The organism is Sphingopyxis sp. JAI108, from assembly GCF_013410105.1.
Taxonomy (GTDB): Bacteria; Pseudomonadota; Alphaproteobacteria; order Sphingomonadales; family Sphingomonadaceae; genus Sphingopyxis; species Sphingopyxis chilensis.
In genome coordinates this window covers 384,372-400,048 of sequence record NZ_JACCCJ010000002.1, presented here as the reverse complement: position 1 = coordinate 400,048, position 15,677 = coordinate 384,372, and the positions used below count along the sequence as shown (strand labels likewise).

Annotated in this window: 12 protein-coding genes; 6 read left to right on the top strand and 6 right to left on the bottom strand. The window is 66.9% G+C overall.

All coding sequences use genetic code 11. The annotated features are described in order from the left end of the window. Positions 1–76: 76 nt before the first annotated feature. The 4 genes from HDC29_RS12860 to HDC29_RS12845 all read left to right on the top strand — a co-directional run bounded on the left by HDC29_RS12860 (position 77) and on the right by HDC29_RS12845 (position 7,411). Positions 77–1,690, top strand: a complete 1,614-nt coding sequence (locus HDC29_RS12860) for a thioredoxin domain-containing protein (protein WP_179498133.1) — start codon at positions 77–79, stop codon at positions 1,688–1,690. 11 nt (positions 1,691–1,701) lie between these two features. Beyond that, positions 1,702–3,516 carry a sulfotransferase gene (locus HDC29_RS12855; protein ID WP_179498131.1) on the top strand — a complete coding sequence of 605 codons (1,815 nt, stop codon included), beginning with the start codon at positions 1,702–1,704 and terminating at the stop codon, positions 3,514–3,516. 141 nt (positions 3,517–3,657) lie between these two features. After that, on the top strand, positions 3,658–6,084 hold the full coding sequence (locus HDC29_RS12850) for a TonB-dependent receptor (protein WP_179498129.1): 2,427 nt from the start codon (positions 3,658–3,660) through the stop codon (positions 6,082–6,084). 58 nt (positions 6,085–6,142) lie between these two features. After that, positions 6,143–7,411: an amino acid permease gene (locus HDC29_RS12845; protein ID WP_179498897.1), complete on the top strand. Its 1,269-nt coding sequence runs from the start codon at positions 6,143–6,145 to the stop codon at positions 7,409–7,411. On the opposite strand, the gene HDC29_RS12840 is transcribed toward HDC29_RS12845, so the two are convergent. The 3 genes from HDC29_RS12840 to HDC29_RS12830 form a co-directional block, all read right to left on the bottom strand. Further along, positions 7,373–8,977 (bottom strand): NAD(P)/FAD-dependent oxidoreductase, encoded by a 1,605-nt coding sequence (locus tag HDC29_RS12840; RefSeq protein ID WP_179498127.1) that lies wholly within the window; start codon positions 8,975–8,977, stop codon positions 7,373–7,375. The two genes, HDC29_RS12845 and HDC29_RS12840, sit on opposite strands and share 39 nt — an antisense overlap. Further along, positions 8,974–10,185 carry an FAD-dependent oxidoreductase gene (locus HDC29_RS12835; protein WP_179498125.1) on the bottom strand — a complete coding sequence of 404 codons (1,212 nt, stop codon included), beginning with the start codon at positions 10,183–10,185 and terminating at the stop codon, positions 8,974–8,976. The genes HDC29_RS12840 and HDC29_RS12835 overlap by 4 nt, the downstream gene beginning before the upstream one ends. 109 nt (positions 10,186–10,294) lie before the next feature. Continuing rightward, positions 10,295–11,458 carry an aromatic ring-hydroxylating dioxygenase subunit alpha gene (locus HDC29_RS12830; RefSeq protein WP_179498123.1) on the bottom strand — a complete coding sequence of 388 codons (1,164 nt, stop codon included), beginning with the start codon at positions 11,456–11,458 and terminating at the stop codon, positions 10,295–10,297. A gap of 33 nt (positions 11,459–11,491) precedes the next feature. Here HDC29_RS12830 and HDC29_RS12825 point away from each other — a divergent pair, with 33 nt between their 5' ends. After that, positions 11,492–12,085, top strand: coding sequence for a TetR/AcrR family transcriptional regulator (locus HDC29_RS12825; RefSeq protein ID WP_179498121.1), 594 nt, complete (start codon positions 11,492–11,494; stop codon positions 12,083–12,085). A 104-nt stretch (positions 12,086–12,189) separates the two neighbouring features. Here the strand turns inward: HDC29_RS12825 and HDC29_RS12820 are convergent, their stop codons facing one another. Both HDC29_RS12820 and HDC29_RS12815 read right to left on the bottom strand, forming a co-directional pair. Beyond that, on the bottom strand, positions 12,190–13,563 hold the full coding sequence (locus HDC29_RS12820; protein ID WP_179498119.1) for a M20/M25/M40 family metallo-hydrolase: 1,374 nt from the start codon (positions 13,561–13,563) through the stop codon (positions 12,190–12,192). Positions 13,564–13,631: 68 nt separating this feature from the next. Beyond that, positions 13,632–14,228, bottom strand: coding sequence for a TetR/AcrR family transcriptional regulator (locus tag HDC29_RS12815; RefSeq protein ID WP_179498117.1), 597 nt, complete (start codon positions 14,226–14,228; stop codon positions 13,632–13,634). A 76-nt stretch (positions 14,229–14,304) separates the two neighbouring features. Between HDC29_RS12815 and bdcA the strand changes: the two genes are divergently transcribed. After that, entirely contained in the window at positions 14,305–15,018 is a 714-nt protein-coding gene (gene bdcA, locus HDC29_RS12810; RefSeq protein ID WP_179498115.1) for an SDR family oxidoreductase, read from the top strand. Between the two features lie 193 nt (positions 15,019–15,211). On the opposite strand, the gene tadA is transcribed toward bdcA, so the two are convergent. Beyond that, the gene (gene tadA / locus HDC29_RS12805; protein ID WP_179498113.1) at positions 15,212–15,667 is read right to left on the bottom strand and encodes a tRNA adenosine(34) deaminase TadA; all 456 of its coding nucleotides are present in this window, start codon (positions 15,665–15,667) and stop codon (positions 15,212–15,214) included. Positions 15,668–15,677 lie beyond the last annotated feature (10 nt).

Below are 15,677 nucleotides of genomic sequence, written 5' to 3'. Positions count from 1 at the left end.
GACCGGCGGGCCATTCGGCCCGATATGTTCGCCATTTTTCCGCCTCAGCCGTCCCATTCATAGGACCTGACCCTTAGTGACTGACCGAAAAGACGATTATTACCAGCCGTGGCTGCGCGATCCCGCGCCGACGTCGGGCATGGGCGCGCCGACACCGGACGAAGGATTGGCGAAACCGAAGGAGGAGCCCCCCGTCGGCATCGACCTGACACGCTATAACAAGCCCGAGAAGCCGCGCGGCGAGCCGCTGGTAAAGCCCGAGGCGATCAAGGCCGGTGCCGCGAACCTGTGGGACCGCATCCAGGGCGGCGTCGAGGCCTTTGCCGACTGGACGATCCGCGTCGGCGAGCGCGCCGATATTCCCGCACGCGTCGAGGCGATGGAAATCCCCCGCCGCTCGCGCGAACTGGCAGCGAGAACCGGCGCGGCGACCGCGCGCGCGGCGCGCGCCGCGGGACGCGGATCGGCGCAGGCCGGTCGCGCGGCGGCCAAGGCGGGCGGTGAAGCGTGGGAAAAAATGGCACTCGGCGACAAGGCGCGGAAGCTGTCGAGCGAGGCCGGGCGCGGGCTTGGCGAGGTCGCGGGCAAGACCAGGGCGGGGGTCGTCGATATTGCCAAGGCCGGAAGCGAAAGCCTGCGCGAGCAGCTGGGCGATGCGGCGACCAAGCTGCGTCCCGCGCCGCGCGAGGAAATGGCGCCGCCGCCGTCGGGGCTCGAACAATTGCTCGCGCGCGAAGAATCCGAAGCGAAAGCCGCAGCGACGGCGGCCGCCGCGCCCGACCTGCCACTCTTCGCGGGTGACACCGCAATCCCGGCCATGGCGAAGCCTGCTCCGGCGAACGCGGCGGCCATGGCGGAAGGCGACGACCGTTCGCCGATCGCCCCACCGGCGAAGAAGCCCGCGGGCGCCAAAGCCATGTCGGCGCAGCGCCTGCCGCAAATCAAGGGGACCGGGATGGAAGGCGTTGCCACGCGCGCATGGGGCCTTGCGCTCGGCGGCCTGTTGCTACTCGCGCTCGTCTTCTGGCTCGGCGGCCGTTTCGGCGGCGGAATGAGCAAGGCCGAGGTTGAAACCATCGTCGCCGACTATATCAAGGCGAACCCGCAGATCATTCCCGAGGCGCTCGAAGCGCAGCGCAACGGCGAAATCGCGAAGGCGATCGACGCGATCCGCCCGGCGCTCGAAAAGCCCTATGCCGGCGCGTGGGCAGGCAACGCCGACGGCGATGTCACGCTGGTCGTGTTCACCGACTATGCCTGCGGTTTCTGCCGCGCGAGCGTGCCCGACGTCGACCGGCTGATCCGCGAGGACAAGCGCCTGAAGGTCGTGTTCCGCGAGCTGCCGATCATCGCGCCGCAGAGCCGCGACGCCGCGATCATGGCACTCGCCGCCGCGCGGCAGGGCAAATATGACGCCTTCCACCACGCGATGTTCCGGGCATCGTCGCTCGACCCCTCGGCGATCGCCGCGGCGGCGGAAAAGGCGGGCGTCGTGACCGACGGCAGCGCCGACGCGACCGCGAACGAGGCGCTGTTCCAGCGCGAACTCGACAGCAACCTCGCGATCGCGACCCAGCTCCAGCTCAACGCCACCCCGACGTGGGTCGTCGGCGACCAGCTGTTCCAGGGCCAGATCGGCTATGACGCGCTGCGGCAGGCGGTAGCCAAGGCCCGCGCGGCGAAAAGCTGAGGCGGGGGCATTTGGCGACCGTCACGCTCGATCAGGCGCTCGCCAACGCCCGCCAGCTCCTGAACGGCCAGCCCGGGGCGGCGCTGGCGCAGGCGCAGGCGATCATCGACGAAGTGCCGACATCGGCGGCGGCGCACCGCCTTGCCGCGCATGCGCTGCGCGCGCTGAACCGCGAAGGGGAAGCGCAGGCGGCTTCGCTCGCCGCAGTCGGCGCGACGGCCCATGACCCGGCGATGGTCGATGCGGCGCTCGCGCTTTCCGAAAACCGGCTGCCCGACGCCGAGGGCGCGCTGCGCCAGCGACTGCGCGAGGATGCGACCGACGTCGCGGCGATCCGCATGCTCGCCGAGGTAGCGGGGCGGCTCGGGCGCTATGAGGACGCCGAAAAGCTGCTTTCGCGCGCGCTTGCGCTTGCGCCGGGTTTCGGTGCGGCGCGCGCCAATCTCGCGACCGTCTATTACAAGCAGAACCGCTTTGCCGAGGCGGCCGAAACGCTCGAGGCCGTGCTCGAAAGCGATCCGGGTAATCCCGCGCACGCGAACCTTCGCGCCGCCGCGCTCGGGCGCATCGGCGGGTATGACGAAGCGCTCGCGCTTTACGAGGAACTGACGCGCCGTTTTCCCGATCACGCCAAGCTGTGGATGAGCTATGGCCATATGCTGAAGACCGTCGGGCGGCAGGAGGACGGCATCGCCGCCTATCGTCGCGCGCTCGCCGCCGATCCCGGGCTCGGCGAAATCTGGTGGAGCCTCGCGAACCTCAAGACGATCCGCTTCGACGCCGCCGATCGCTCCGCGATGGAAGCGGCGCTGGTTGCCGCCAAACCCGAAAGCGACGCGCGCGCCGACGACCGCCTTCATCTCCATTTTGCGCTCGGCAAGGCGTATGACGACAGCGACGAGCACGAACCCGCCTTTCGCCATTATGCCGCAGGCAACGCGATCCGTTCCGCCCAGCTCGGCTATCGCGCCGCCGAGACGCGCGCGACGGTCGATGCGATCATCGCCGCCAGCACAGCCGAATTCTTCGCTGCGCGCGCCGGCGCGGGCGACCCGGCGCCCGATCCGATCTTCATCCTCGGCATGCCGCGCGCGGGGTCGACGCTGATCGAACAGATCCTGAGCTGCCACTCGGCGATCGAGGGCACGATGGAGCTGCCCGACATCCCTGCGCTCGCGCTCGGACTCGGTCGCGAGACAAAGCAGGACGGACGCCGATGGATCGAGGCGCTGGCCGAGGCGCCGCACGCCCAGCTCGCCGAACTGGGCGCGGCCTTCCTCGATCGCACCGCCGTGCAGCGCAAGACCGGCAAGCCCTTCTATATCGACAAGCTGCCGAACAACTGGCTCTATACCGTTTTCATCCGCCTGATCCTGCCCAATGCGAAGATCATCGACGCGCGGCGCGCGCCCCTCGATTGCTGTTTTTCGAACTTCCGGCAGCATTTCGCCAAGGGGCAGGCTTTCAGCTACGGCCTCGCCGATGTCGGCGCTTATTACTGCGATTATGTCCGGCTGATGGCCCATATCGACGCCGTGCAGCCGGGGCGCGTCCACCGCGTGGTCCACGAAGCGCTGCTCGACGAACCCGAGGCCGAAGTGCGCAAGATGATCGCCTATCTGGGCCAACCGTTCGAGGAGGCGTGCATGGCGTTCCACGCCAACGCGCGCGCGGTGCGCACCGCGTCGAGCGAACAGGTGCGCCGCCCGATCAATCGCGACGGCGTCGGGCAATGGCAGCCTTACGAAGAATGGCTCGGCCCGCTGAAGGACGCATTGGGGCCCGTGCTCACCGCCTATCCGGCCGTGCCCGCCGATTTCGGCTGAGCACGTCCACGACAAAACGTTGCCTTTCGGCAACAGCAGGCGACATTTTCGACCAACGACCGCTGCGCTGCACAACAATGCTTGCGCTTGCGCTGCGCCGCGTCATTCTCCGTCACAGGACTGTCATCTGAGGGGGATCTCATGCGGAAGCTACCGGCAGTATTTACCAAAAGCGGCGCCTTTCTGCTCGGCAGCACGATCCTGTGCACGTCGGGAACCGCGCTCGCGCAGGAGGCGAGCACCAACGACGACCGCGACATCGTGGTCACCGCGTCGAAGCGCGAACAGAATTTGCAGGATGTGCCGCTCGCGATCACCGCGATCGGAACCGAGCGGCTCGACGAGCTGCAGGTCAAGGAATTTCAGGATGTCGTCAAATTCCTGCCGTCGGTGACGATCCAGACCGCTGCGCCCGGGTTCAGCCAGGTCTATTTCCGCGGCGTCGCGTCGGGCGAGAACGCCAATCACTCGGCGTCGCTGCCGACCGTCGGCACCTATCTGGACGAAATGCCGATCACGACGATCCAGGGCGCGCTCGACATCCACGCCTATGATTTGGCGCGCGTTGAGGCGCTCGCCGGGCCGCAGGGAACGCTTTACGGTGCAAGCTCGATGGCGGGGACGATCAAGCTCGTCACCAACCAGCCCGACACCAGCGGCACCTATGGCGAGGTAGGAGTCGAGGTCAACAATGTCGCGCACGGCGATTTCGGCGGCGTGGTCGAGGGCTTCATCAACGCCCCGCTCGGCGAGCGGGCGGCGCTGCGCCTTGTCGGCTGGTATCGCCATGACGCGGGCTATATCGACAATATCCCGGGAAGCCGAACCTATCCGATCAAGCAATTTGTCGGCGACGACCTTGTCGACCTGCCCGGCGACGACATTGTCCAGACCAATGCGGGCCTTGCCGAAAAGAATTACAACGACGCCGACACCTATGGCGCGCGGCTCGCGCTCGGGATCGATCTTGACGACGACTGGACGCTGCGCCCGACGATCATGGGCCAGATCCAGAAGACGAACGGCAGCTTCGCCCAGGAACGGTCGAGCGCCGTCACCGACAAGCTGCAAACCGTCCAGTACAACCCCGAATCGTCGAAGGACAAATGGCTGCAGGCCGCGCTGACGATCGAGGGCAAGCTCGGCAATTGGGATCTGACCGTGACCGGCGGGCACCTGCGCCGCAAGACCGACGTCGAGAGCGACTATTCGGACTATGCCTATTTCTATGACGCGCTCTATGGATCGGCGGTCTATTTCTACGATAATGCGGGCGACCAGATCAGTCCGAACCAGTATATCCAGGGCATCGACCGCTATCGGCGTAATTTCTTCGAAGCGCGCGTCGCCTCGCCCGCCGATGCACGCATCCGCTTTATCGGCGGCGTGTTCTGGCAACGGCAGAAGCATAATATCGAACAGCATTACATCATCGACGACCTGTCCGACGATCTGCAGGTCCCCGGCACCGTCGACAATATCTGGCTGACCAAGCAGATCCGCGTCGACCGCGATTATGCCGCATTCGGCGAGATCAGCTTCGACATCACCGACCAGCTGACGCTGACCGGCGGCGGGCGGGTGTATAAATATGACAACAGCCTCGTCGGCTTCTTCGGCTACAACAACCCCGGCTTCAGCGGCAATCCGGTCTATGCCTGCCAGGGGCCGGCGGTGGTCGACGGGTCGCCCTGTACCAACCTCGACAAGCGGACGAAGAAGACCGACTTCATCCACAAGCTGAACCTCACCTACAAGTTCAGCGACGACGCGCTCGTCTATGCGACCTGGTCGCGGGGTTTCCGCCCCGGCGGGATCAACCGGCGCGGATCGTTGCCGCCCTATGGCTCGGACACGCTCGACAATTACGAGTTCGGGTGGAAGACGAGTTGGGGCCCGGTGCGTTTCAACGGCGCGATATACCAGCAGGACTGGAACGACATCCAGCTCTCCTTCCTCGGCCTCAACGGGCTCAGCGAAATCCGCAATGCGGGTGTCGCGCGGATTCGCGGGATCGAACTCGACCTCGGCTACCGCCAGGACGGCTTCTCGATCAACGCGGGCATGAGCTATAACGACGCCGAAATCCGCCGCGATTTCTGCGCCATTGCCAATGACGCCTTCGACTGCACGCTGCCGGGCGCCGACGGCGCCGACAACGCGCTGCTCGCGCCGAAGGGCACGAGCCTGCCAGTGACGCCGAAGTTCAAGGGCAACATCGTCGCGCGCTATGAATTCCCGGTCGGCGACCTCGGCGCGCACGTCCAGTTCGCGGTCAACCATATCGGCAAGCGTCGCAGCGACGTTCGCACGCTTGAAAATGGCATCAAGGGCATGTTCGACGCCTATACGACCGCCGACGTCAGCGTCGGGGTGAAGGGCGAGAGCTGGAAGGCCGAGCTTTTCGCGACGAACCTGTTCGACAGCAACGGGGTCATCAACGCCGGCGTCCAGTGCCTCGAAACCACTTGCGGCGATCCCGACGGGGTAACCGCGAACGGCGGCGTCTTCTATGACACGGTCATTCGCCCGCGCCTGATCGGCATCAAGGTCAGCAAGGAATTCTGATCGGGTGACCCAGTCACCGACCCGCAGCGAGGGGCCGGGCCGCAAGCTCGGCCTTTCGATGTGTATCGCGCTCGTGATGGGCAATATGATCGGGTCGGGGGTGTTCCTGCTTCCCGCCAGCCTCGCGCCCTTCGGCTGGAATGGCGTCGCGGGCTGGGCGATCACGATCGCCGGCGCGCTGGCGCTCGCAATGGTCCTCGCGCGGCTGACCGTCGCCTTTCCGCAAGCGAGCGGGCCGACCGCCTTCGTCCAGCTCGCCTTCGGGCGCATCCCCAGCTTCATGATCGGCTGGGCCTATTGGGTGTCGGTGTGGACCGCCAATGTGACGCTCGCGGTCGCAGCTGTCAGCTTCCTCAGCCTTTTCGCGCCCGCGCTCGGGCAGCATATGGCGATCTCGACGCTCGCGCTGATCTGGATCGTCACCGCGATCAACTGGCGCGGCGCGCGCGCCGCGGGCCGCTTCCAGGTCGTGACCTTGCTGATCAAGCTGATCCCGCTGCTGACGGTGATCGTCCTTATCCCCGTCGCGTTCGGCGGCGCGGTGCCAGTCGCAACCACCCCCTTTCCGGCCGAGGGGCTGTCGCTGACGGCGGTCAGCGGATCGGCGATCCTGACGCTGTGGGCGTTGCTCGGCTTCGAATCGGCGAGCATCGCGACCGACAAGGTCGAGGATCCGGTCGTCACCATCCCGCGCGCGACGATCATCGGCACGCTCGCGACGGGAATCCTCTACCTCATCGTCTGCTCGGCGGTCGCGCTGATGCTGCCCGCGGACGAGGTTGCGAAGTCCGACGCCCCCTTTGCGCTGTTCGCCGAAACCTATTGGGGGCATGGCCCGGCCTTGTTCATCGCCGCCTTTGCCGCGATCAGCGCGATCGGCGCGCTCAACGGCTTCACGCTGATCCAGGCCGAACTGCCTGCGACGCTCGCGCGCCAAGGCCTGTTCCCCGCGCGCTTCGCCGCGACCAACCGCCACGGCACGCCCATTGTCGCGCTGTTCAGCGCGAGCCTCCTCGCGACCGCCTGCGTCGTGCTGAACAGCAGCAAGTCGACCGCCGAGATGTTCACCTTCATGGCGATATTGTCGACCTCGGTGACGCTGTGGCTCTATCTCTCTTGCGCCGCCGCCGCGCTGCGGCTGCGTGTCGCCATCCCGGTCGCGCTGATCGGCCTCGCCTATTCCGGCTGGACGCTGTGGGGGGCCGGGCCGAATGTCAGCGCGATGAGCCTGATCCTGATGGCGGCGGGGCTGCCGCTTTATTGGTGGACGCGCGAAGCGGCGCCGACCTCAACGCCATCTGGGCGCGAAGAAACCCCGGTCGCGTAGAATCACCTGCGCCGCATTATGCCCCGGCGCGCCGGTCACGCCGCCGCCCGGATGCGTGCCCGCGCCGCACATATAGAGCCCCTTTACCGGTCCGCGATACCCGCCGTTGCCGAGCACGGGGCGCGCCGACCAGAGCTGGTCGAGGCTCATATTGCCGTGCATGATGTCGCCGCCGACGAGCCCGAACTTGCGTTCGAGACCCTTGGGCGAGAGGCGCGTCTGCGCGATGATGCTCGCGCGGAAACCCGGCGCATGCTTCTCGACGGTGTCGAGGATAGCGGCGGCAGCGGCTTCTTCCTCGTCGTCCCAGTCGCGGCCATCGGGCAGCACCGGCGCGAATTGCTGGCAGAACAGGCTGGCGACATGGCTCCCGGGCGGCGCGAGGCTGTCGTCGACGGTCGACGGGATCAGCATCTCGACGATCGGCGCCTTCGACCAGCCATGCTGTTTCGCGTCGAGGAAGGCGCGGTCCATATAATCGAGCGTCGGCGCGAGGATGATCCCCGACTGGTGATGTTCGCCCGGCTCGGGGAGGCAGGTAAAGCGCGGTAGTTCGGACAGCGCGACGTTCATGCGGAAGGTGCCGCTGCCCGCCTTGAAGCCCTTGATCCGGCGCTCGTACCCCGCGGGCAGGTCGCTGGGGTCCATCATGCGCTCGTAAAGCAATTTCGGCCCGACATTGGCGATCACGCGCGCCGCCGCGATTTCCTCGCCGCCGGCCAGCTTGACCCCGACCGCCTTGCCGGCGTCGACGAGCACCTTGTCGACCGGGCTTTCGAGGCTGATCTCGACCCCCAAGTCGCGGCAGACCTTGGCCATGATCTCGGTGATCCTGCCCATGCCGCCGATGCTGTGGCCCCAGGCGCCCTTCTTGCCGTTCACTTCGCCGAAGACGTGATGAAGAAGGACATAGGCGCTGCCCGGCGTGTCGGGGCTGGCATAATTGCCGACGACCGCGTCGAAGCCGAAGGCGGCCTTGACCGCTTCGCTCTCGAACCAGCTATCCAGCATCGTGCGCGCCGATTTCGTAAACAGGTCGAGCACGTCGCGCTGCTGTTCGAGGCTGAGGGTCGCGAAGCGCCGCCCCTGCCGCGCGCCGTCGATCAGCGTGCGAAAGCCATCACCGATGTTGGGCGGAACCTTCAACGCAAGGTCGCGGAGCAGTTCGGCGACATTTTCGAGCGCGTCATAATATTGCGGCAGCACCTCGGCATCACGGTGGCTGAACTTTCGGAACTCGGCCTGCGTGCGTTCGAGCCCGCCTCCGAGCTTGAGGTAGCCCCCATCTTCCTGCGGCAGGAAATTGCTGATCGGACGTTCGATGACGCGATAGCCATGATCGGCGAGCTTCATGTCGGCGATGACCTTCGGCTGGAGCAGGCTGACCGTGTAGCTCGCGACCGAGTTGCGGAATCCCGGCGCAAACTCCTCGGTCACCGCGGCGCCGCCGACGATGTCGCGCGCCTCGACGATCCGCACCTTCAGCCCCGCCTTGGCGAGATAGAAAGCGCAGACGAGGCCGTTGTGGCCGGCGCCGATAATCAGGGCGTCATAGGCTTTGGTCATGAAAATTCTTTCGCAAGCGGGGATTGGACATGCTGGCGGCCGAAGCCGAGGCCGAGGATACGGCCCGGGATGCGGCGGAGCAGCGGGATGCGGTCGAGCAGGCGAACGGCAAGCGGCACGCGGGTGATTTCGCCGCGAAGCATCGGTTCGATGATATTCTGATGCGCGAAGCGCTGGAGCCCCTGCATCCGCGTCGTCGGTTTCCAGCGGCGTTCCTGGACCTTGACGAGCAGCGGGTCGGGGTTTGCGCCCGCAGCCATCGGTGCGGCGAGGATATTGGCGGTGGCCACGGCATCCTGCACCGCGAGGTTTATGCCCACCCCGCCGACCGGCGACATCGCGTGCGCCGCGTCGCCGATCGCGAGCAGGCCCGGCCGCGACCAGCGCGTGAGGCGATCAAGCGCGACGGTGAGCAGTTTTACGTCGTCGAAGCTGGCGATCGTGTCGATCCCGGCGGAAAGACCAGGGACGAGCGCGGTGACATCGTCGCGGAAGGCGGCGATCCCGCTCGCTTCGATCGCCGGCAAGCCGCCCTTTTCGATAATCCGCGCGCATTGCCAATAATCGCCGCGCGGGATGGCGACGACCATGCCGCGCGCGTCGATGGTGCCGAGCGGCACGTCGGTCGGGGCGTCGGCGGGCATCGGGATACGGAACCACAGCACATCCATCGGCGCGCCAAGATCTTCGAGCGGCAGGTCGGCGGCGTCGCGCAGCACCGAGCGGCGGCCGTCGGCGGCGATGACAAGGCGCGCGGCCAATGTCTCGCCCGTGGTCAGGGTCACGCCGTTCACGCGGCCTGCGGCGTCGAAGGTCGGTCCGGCGGCTTCGGTCGACATGCGCAGGTCGAAGGTCGGATAGGCCTTCCCCTGCCGCGCGATGAAATCGAGCAGGTCCCATTGCGGCATCATCGCGACGTACGGCGCGGCGACGGGCAGGCTTTTGAGCGACGCGATCGTGTAGCGCCCGCCGAGCAGGTCGAGGGTCATCGTGTCGACCTTCGCATGCGGCAGGTTCAGCAGCTGATCGAGCAGCCCGATTTCGTGGAACAGGTCGAGCGTCGAGGGGTGCACCGTGTCGCCGCGGAAATCGCGGAGGAAATCGGCGTGTTTTTCAAGGATGGTGACGGGCACCCCGGCGCGCGCGAGCAGCAGGCCCGCGACCATACCGGCGGGGCCGCCGCCGACGATGATGACTGGATCGCTCATACTCCCCTCCCGCTTGCGGGAGGGGCCGGGGGAGGGCCTGTCCCGCTGACAATCGACCGGGAGGAAACAGGCCCTCCCCTAGCCCCTCCCGCAAGCGGGAGGAGAACTCTTACCGGCTCCACCCCGGCGGCGGCGCTGTCTCAAGCCGCGATTCGGGGATCAGGTCGCGCATCCGCGAACAGAAATGCTTGAGGCACACTTCCTTGTCGCTGAGCGGCCCCATGGTGAAGCTCTTCGACGCCATCCCCTGCTGGACGCGGGTGATGAGCGCGGTGTCCTCGGCATTGACCTGGCGGTTGATGCGCCAGTTCAAATAGCGCGCGGCCTTCATCTCGCGGCGCTCATCGGGAAGGACATAGCTAATCTCGCGGATCAGGCAGGTGGTCGGCCCGGTGGGCAACCATTGCATGAAATCGACCTGGTCGGGATAGATGTCGAAGGCGACGTTCGGCCAGAGCTTGAAATAGAGCCAGTGGCGCTGGTTGGCTTCGGGCAGGTGTGGCACCGGGGGCAGCAGCCGCTGGTACATGCGTTCGGACCAGTTCACCGACGGCCGATCGATCAGATCGCCCCACATGCGGTCGACATTGTCCTCGGCCTCGACACCATAGCTTTTGCCGAACAGGCGCGTGAGGCCGGGGTGCGCGACGGGGATGTGGAGGCCGTCCGAATAATTGTCGCCGACATTCTTCCAGTTCACCTCGCGCGGACGCAGCGTGACGCGGCCGAGCGCACCGAGGGCCTCGAAGCGATAGGGCGCGACCTGCGCCTCATAGGGCGCCATCATTCTCGCCACCGACGGACCGCCGTCATCTTCGAGCCGCACGAACCAGAAGCCGCGCCATTGCTCGAGACCGACGGGAACGAGCCCGGCCCTGCCCTTGTCGAGTGTCGGATAGCTGGCCGAGTCGGGCACGCCGGTCAGCCGGCCGTCGAGTTCGTAGGTCCAGGCATGATAGGGGCAGACGAGCTTTTTCGCGCAGCCCGCCGCGCCGTCGAGCAGCCGCGAGCCGCGATGGCGGCAGACGTTGGTAAAGGCGCGAACGACATGATCGATGCCGCGCACGACAATCACGCTCTCGCCGCAATAATCGATGCTGTGCCAGTCGCCGGCGTTCGGAATGTCGCTGTCGTGACAGACGACCTGCCAGCTCGGGCGGAAGATGCGTTCCATCTCGGCGGCGTGGAAATCGGGATCGCTATATGTCCAGGCGGGCAGCGACCAGCCGTCGAGCGGGTCGCGATCGGGTGCGTGAAGCGGTGCAGTTGCCATGGCTCGTTCCTTGTTATACAAACGTATAACAGTATGCAGCCCGCTCGCCAAGCCTTTACGCGCGAAAGCGCCGATGCCCGCCGGGCGGACCTGATCGAGGCAACCGCGGCGTGCCTCGCCGAACACGGCCTTGCGGGGACGAATGTGCGCGCGATCTGCGCAAAGGCGGGGGTGTCGCCGGGGTTGCTGCGGCATTATTTCGGGGGCATCGACGATCTGGTCGCCGCGACCTATCAGGCGACGAGCGACCGGATGGACGCGATTTTCGCGGGCGCGGTCGAGGATGCGGACCATGATCCGCGCGCGCGGCTGACCGCCTATCTGACCGCAAGTTTCCGCCCGCCGGTAACCGATCCCGATCTGCTCGGCGCGTGGACCGCCTTCTGGGCGCTGGCGCGCAGTGACGCGCGCATGGCGGACATCCACGCGGAAAGTTACGCCGGCTATCGCGCGCGGCTGACCGAGTTGCTGACGGCGTGCGACGCGCGCGAGCCCGAGCGGCTCGCGATCATGCTCACCGCGATGGTCGACGGGCTGTGGCTCGAACTGTCGCTCGACGCCGCGAGCTTCGGCGCCGAAGCGGCGGTCGCTATGGTCGAGCGGGCGGTGGGGGCGTTGTTGCCATAGCTGTGCGCCTGCGAAGGCAGGGGCCCAGCCCCGGCCTTCTTCGCATGCGGCGGTTTATCACATAACCTCAGGTGATAGGCCCCTGCCTTCGCAGGGGCGCGGCCTCATTTCGACAAATCGCGAAGCAGGCTGTCCCAATGCGCGAGCGCGGGGGCAATGGCGTCGACGGGCACGCGCTCGTTGAGGCCGTGGGCGAAGCTGTCGCTTGCTTTCGAGAAGAGACCCGCGACGCCATAGCTCGGCACGCCCTGCGCGCGGAAATGATAGGAGTCGGTGGCGCCCGCGCTCATCGACGGAATGATCGGCAAGCCCGGGGCGCGAGCATGCACCGCCTTCTTCACCGCCGCCATCACGTCGGGCCGCAGGGGCGAAGCATCGCTGGCGCTGGCGTCGGGATCGGTGTTCACCTTGACCGCCGGATCGGCAATCACCTTTTCGAGTTCGGCGCGCACGGTTTCGACCGGCACGCCGGGAAAGATACGGCAGTTGATGTTCGCGGTCGCGCGCTGGGGAAGCGCGTTCTCGGCATGACCGCCCTTGACCAGCGTCGGCACGCAGGTCGTGCCGATCTGGCCGACATATTCCGGTTCGGCGCGAATCTTGGCGATCGCCGCGGCGTCGGCGGGATTGGCGGCGAACGCCCTCAATGCCGCGCCGATCTCGCCGCCGACCTGGTCGGCGACGATCGGCATGCCGACCCTGGTCAGCTCATTCTGCTGCGGCGTGAAGCGATAGGCGCCGACCTTGGCGAGCGCGTTCGACAACTGGACGATCGCGTTGACGGGCGAAGGACGCGAGCTGTGGCCACCCGCGTTGGTGACTTCGAGCGTGAAGTCGGCATAGGTCTTCTCGCCCGCCTGCAGCCCATAATATTGCGGCTTGCCATCCTCCGCGATCAGCCCGCCACCGCCGTCGCCATTCAGCGCGAATTCGGCACCCTTATATTTGGCGGCCAGCGCGCGCGTCGTCGTCATCTGCGTTTCCTCATCGCCCGACAAGAGCAGGATGATCGAACGCTTCGGCTTGAAACCGTCCTTCTTGAGCTGCGCCATCGTCGCGACCATCATCGAAACGTCGAACTTGTTGTCCTCCGACCCGCGACCGAAGATATAGCCATCCTCCTCGACCGGCACGAAGGGATCGCGCGTCCAGTCCTTGGGATCGGCCTCGACGACGTCCATATGGCCGAGCAGCACGATCGGCTTCTGCTTCGTCGTGCCTGCGAGCGTCGCGGCGAAGGTCGCCGTTTCGCCCATCGGGGTGATCTCGATATCGCTGTCGGCATAGCCCGCCGCCTTGAGGACGCTCGCATAATAGGCCGCCAGTTCGGGCACCTTGCCGCGCCCTTCGACGGTCGGGATCGCGATGCTGTCCTTCAATATCTTCTTCGCCGCCTCCGTGTCGGCGGGCTTGGCGTGGACGGGCGCGGCGGCGAGCAGGGCGGCGGCGAGGGCGAGCGGGGCGATGAGGCGGTGCATGGCAGCGGACTATGCCGCGTCGGCCCGGCTTCGCAAGGGGGCATCGGCGCGCGAACCCGACGCGCCGTTCAGCCAGGCAGGATTTGCGCGACGGCGGCGCCGGCGATCCGCGCGCTGGCGAGGAGGCGGGGCAGGTCGTGTCCGGCGCGCGCTTTCGCCGAAAGCCCCAGCATGATCGTGCCGACATAGTCGGTCACGCTGTCGGCGGCTTCCGGATGGCGGACGGCGATATAGTCGCGAATCGCCTGCTCCGCTGCGCCACTCAGTGCCCGCGCGGCCTCGCGCGCGCCCTCGTCATTGCAGCGGGTCCCTTCGAGCACGAGGCATCCGCCAGCGTGGGTGCCGGACGCGTAATGGCGGGCGGCCTCCTCCAGCAAGGCGGCAAGCGCGTCTGAGACCGGGGTATCGGCGCGCAGGATGTCGGCGAGCGGGATCGCCGCGGTTTCGGTCCAATGGTCGAGCACGCGCGCGTAGAGGCCGGCCTTGCTGCCGAAAGCGGCGTAGAGGCTCGGCGGGTTGATACCGAGCGCATCGGTGACGTCGGCGACGCTGACCGCGTCATAGCCGCGCGCGTGAAAGAGGTGCTGCGCCGTCGCGACCGCCGCGTCGGGATCGAAGCGGCGCGGACGTCCACGGGCACGGGCACGGGATTTATTTGTAGTCACTATTACAAAATACCTTGACGTTGGCCTTGGGAGTTTTATGTAGTGCTCCCTACATTAATAAGCAAGGAGTCTTCCTGTGTCTGCATTCCAAGGAAAATCCGTTCTCGTCCTCGGCGGCAGCCGGGGCATCGGCGCGGCGATCGTGCGCCGCTTCGCCGCCGACGGCGCGAACGTCGTCTTCACTTACAACGGTTCGCGCGAGGCAGCCGAAACGCTGGCGGCCGAGACCGGGACGAGTGCGGTGCCGACGGACAGCGCCGATCGCGACGCGGTGATCGCGCGGGTGCGCGAGAGCGGCGCGCTCGACATATTGGTCGTGAACGCGGGCTACGCGATTTTCGGCGACGCGCTGGAACAGGATCCCGACGCCATCGACCGGCTGTTCCGCGTTAACGTCCACGCGCCCTACCATGCGTCGGTCGAGGCGGCGCGGCACATGCCCGACGGCGGGCGGATCATCGTGATCGGGTCGGTCAACGGCGACCGTATGCCCGTCCCCGGCATGGCCTCCTATGCGCTGAGCAAATCGGCGCTGCAGGGCATGGCGCGCGGACTGGCGCGCGATTTCGGGCCGCGCGGGATCACGATCAATGTCGTGCAACCGGGGCCGATCGATACCGATGCGAACCCGGAGGACGGCCCGATGCGCGAACTGATGCACGGCTTCATGGCGATCAAGCGCCACGGGCGGCCCGAAGAGGTCGCGGGCATGGTCGCCTGGCTGGCGGGCCCCGAAGCGGGCTTCGTCACCGGCGCGATGCACACGATCGACGGGGCGTTCGGCGCCTGATGCGGCTGGGGCGGCGCCCCCCGCCCCCCCCCCAAGGGGGAGAGCGGCGGGATTCGACCGGAGTTAGCCGTACCCCGGCGAAAGCCGGGGTCCAGAATTCCCGCGCTGGCGTTGCGCTTTTACGCACTGGGCCCCGACATTCGCCGGGGTGCACAAGGGTCAGCTCCCCACCCCAAAGCCGGCGTCGTCGCGGCTAACGCCGCGCGGCGAAGAAGTCCCTCAGCAGCGCCGCCGCCTCGGCTTCGCCGATGCCGTCGTAGATTTCGGGGCGATGGTGGATCGTGGGCTGCGCGAAGGTCCGCGGACCGTGGACGACCGCTCCGCCCTTCGGGTCGTCGGCGCCATAATAGAGCCGCGCGATTCGCGCATGCGCGATCGCGCCCGCGCACATCGCGCAGGGTTCGAGCGTGACATAGAGATCGCACCCGTCGAGCCGTTCGTTGCCGAGCTTCGCCGCCGCGATGCGAATCGCGACGATTTCGGCGTGCGCGGTCGGATCGTGTGATTCGCGCGGGCGGTTGTGGCCCTCGGCGATGATCTCGCCATCCTTGACGATCACCGCGCCGACGGGCACTTCGCCCCATTCGGCGGCGATACGGGCGAGATCGAGCGCGCGGCGCATCGGTTCGGGCAACGGAAAACGGGACATGTTCCCCCGC

Bases quoted from the DNA above. Each gene is read 5' to 3' on its own strand.
- HDC29_RS12825 (WP_179498121.1), top strand. From the start codon at position 11,492: ATGCAGCCCGCTCGCCAAGCCTTTACGCGCGAAAGCGCCGATGCCCGC.
- tadA (WP_179498113.1), bottom strand. From the start codon at position 15,667: ATGTCCCGTTTTCCGTTGCCCGAACCGATGCGCCGCGCGCTCGATCTC.
- HDC29_RS12845 (WP_179498897.1), top strand. From the start codon at position 6,143: ATGTGTATCGCGCTCGTGATGGGCAATATGATCGGGTCGGGGGTGTTC.
- HDC29_RS12830 (WP_179498123.1), bottom strand. From the start codon at position 11,458: ATGGCAACTGCACCGCTTCACGCACCCGATCGCGACCCGCTCGACGGC.
- HDC29_RS12820 (WP_179498119.1), bottom strand. From the start codon at position 13,563: ATGCACCGCCTCATCGCCCCGCTCGCCCTCGCCGCCGCCCTGCTCGCC.
- HDC29_RS12850 (WP_179498129.1), top strand. From the start codon at position 3,658: ATGCGGAAGCTACCGGCAGTATTTACCAAAAGCGGCGCCTTTCTGCTC.
- HDC29_RS12840 (WP_179498127.1), bottom strand. From the start codon at position 8,977: ATGACCAAAGCCTATGACGCCCTGATTATCGGCGCCGGCCACAACGGC.
- HDC29_RS12835 (WP_179498125.1), bottom strand. From the start codon at position 10,185: ATGAGCGATCCAGTCATCATCGTCGGCGGCGGCCCCGCCGGTATGGTC.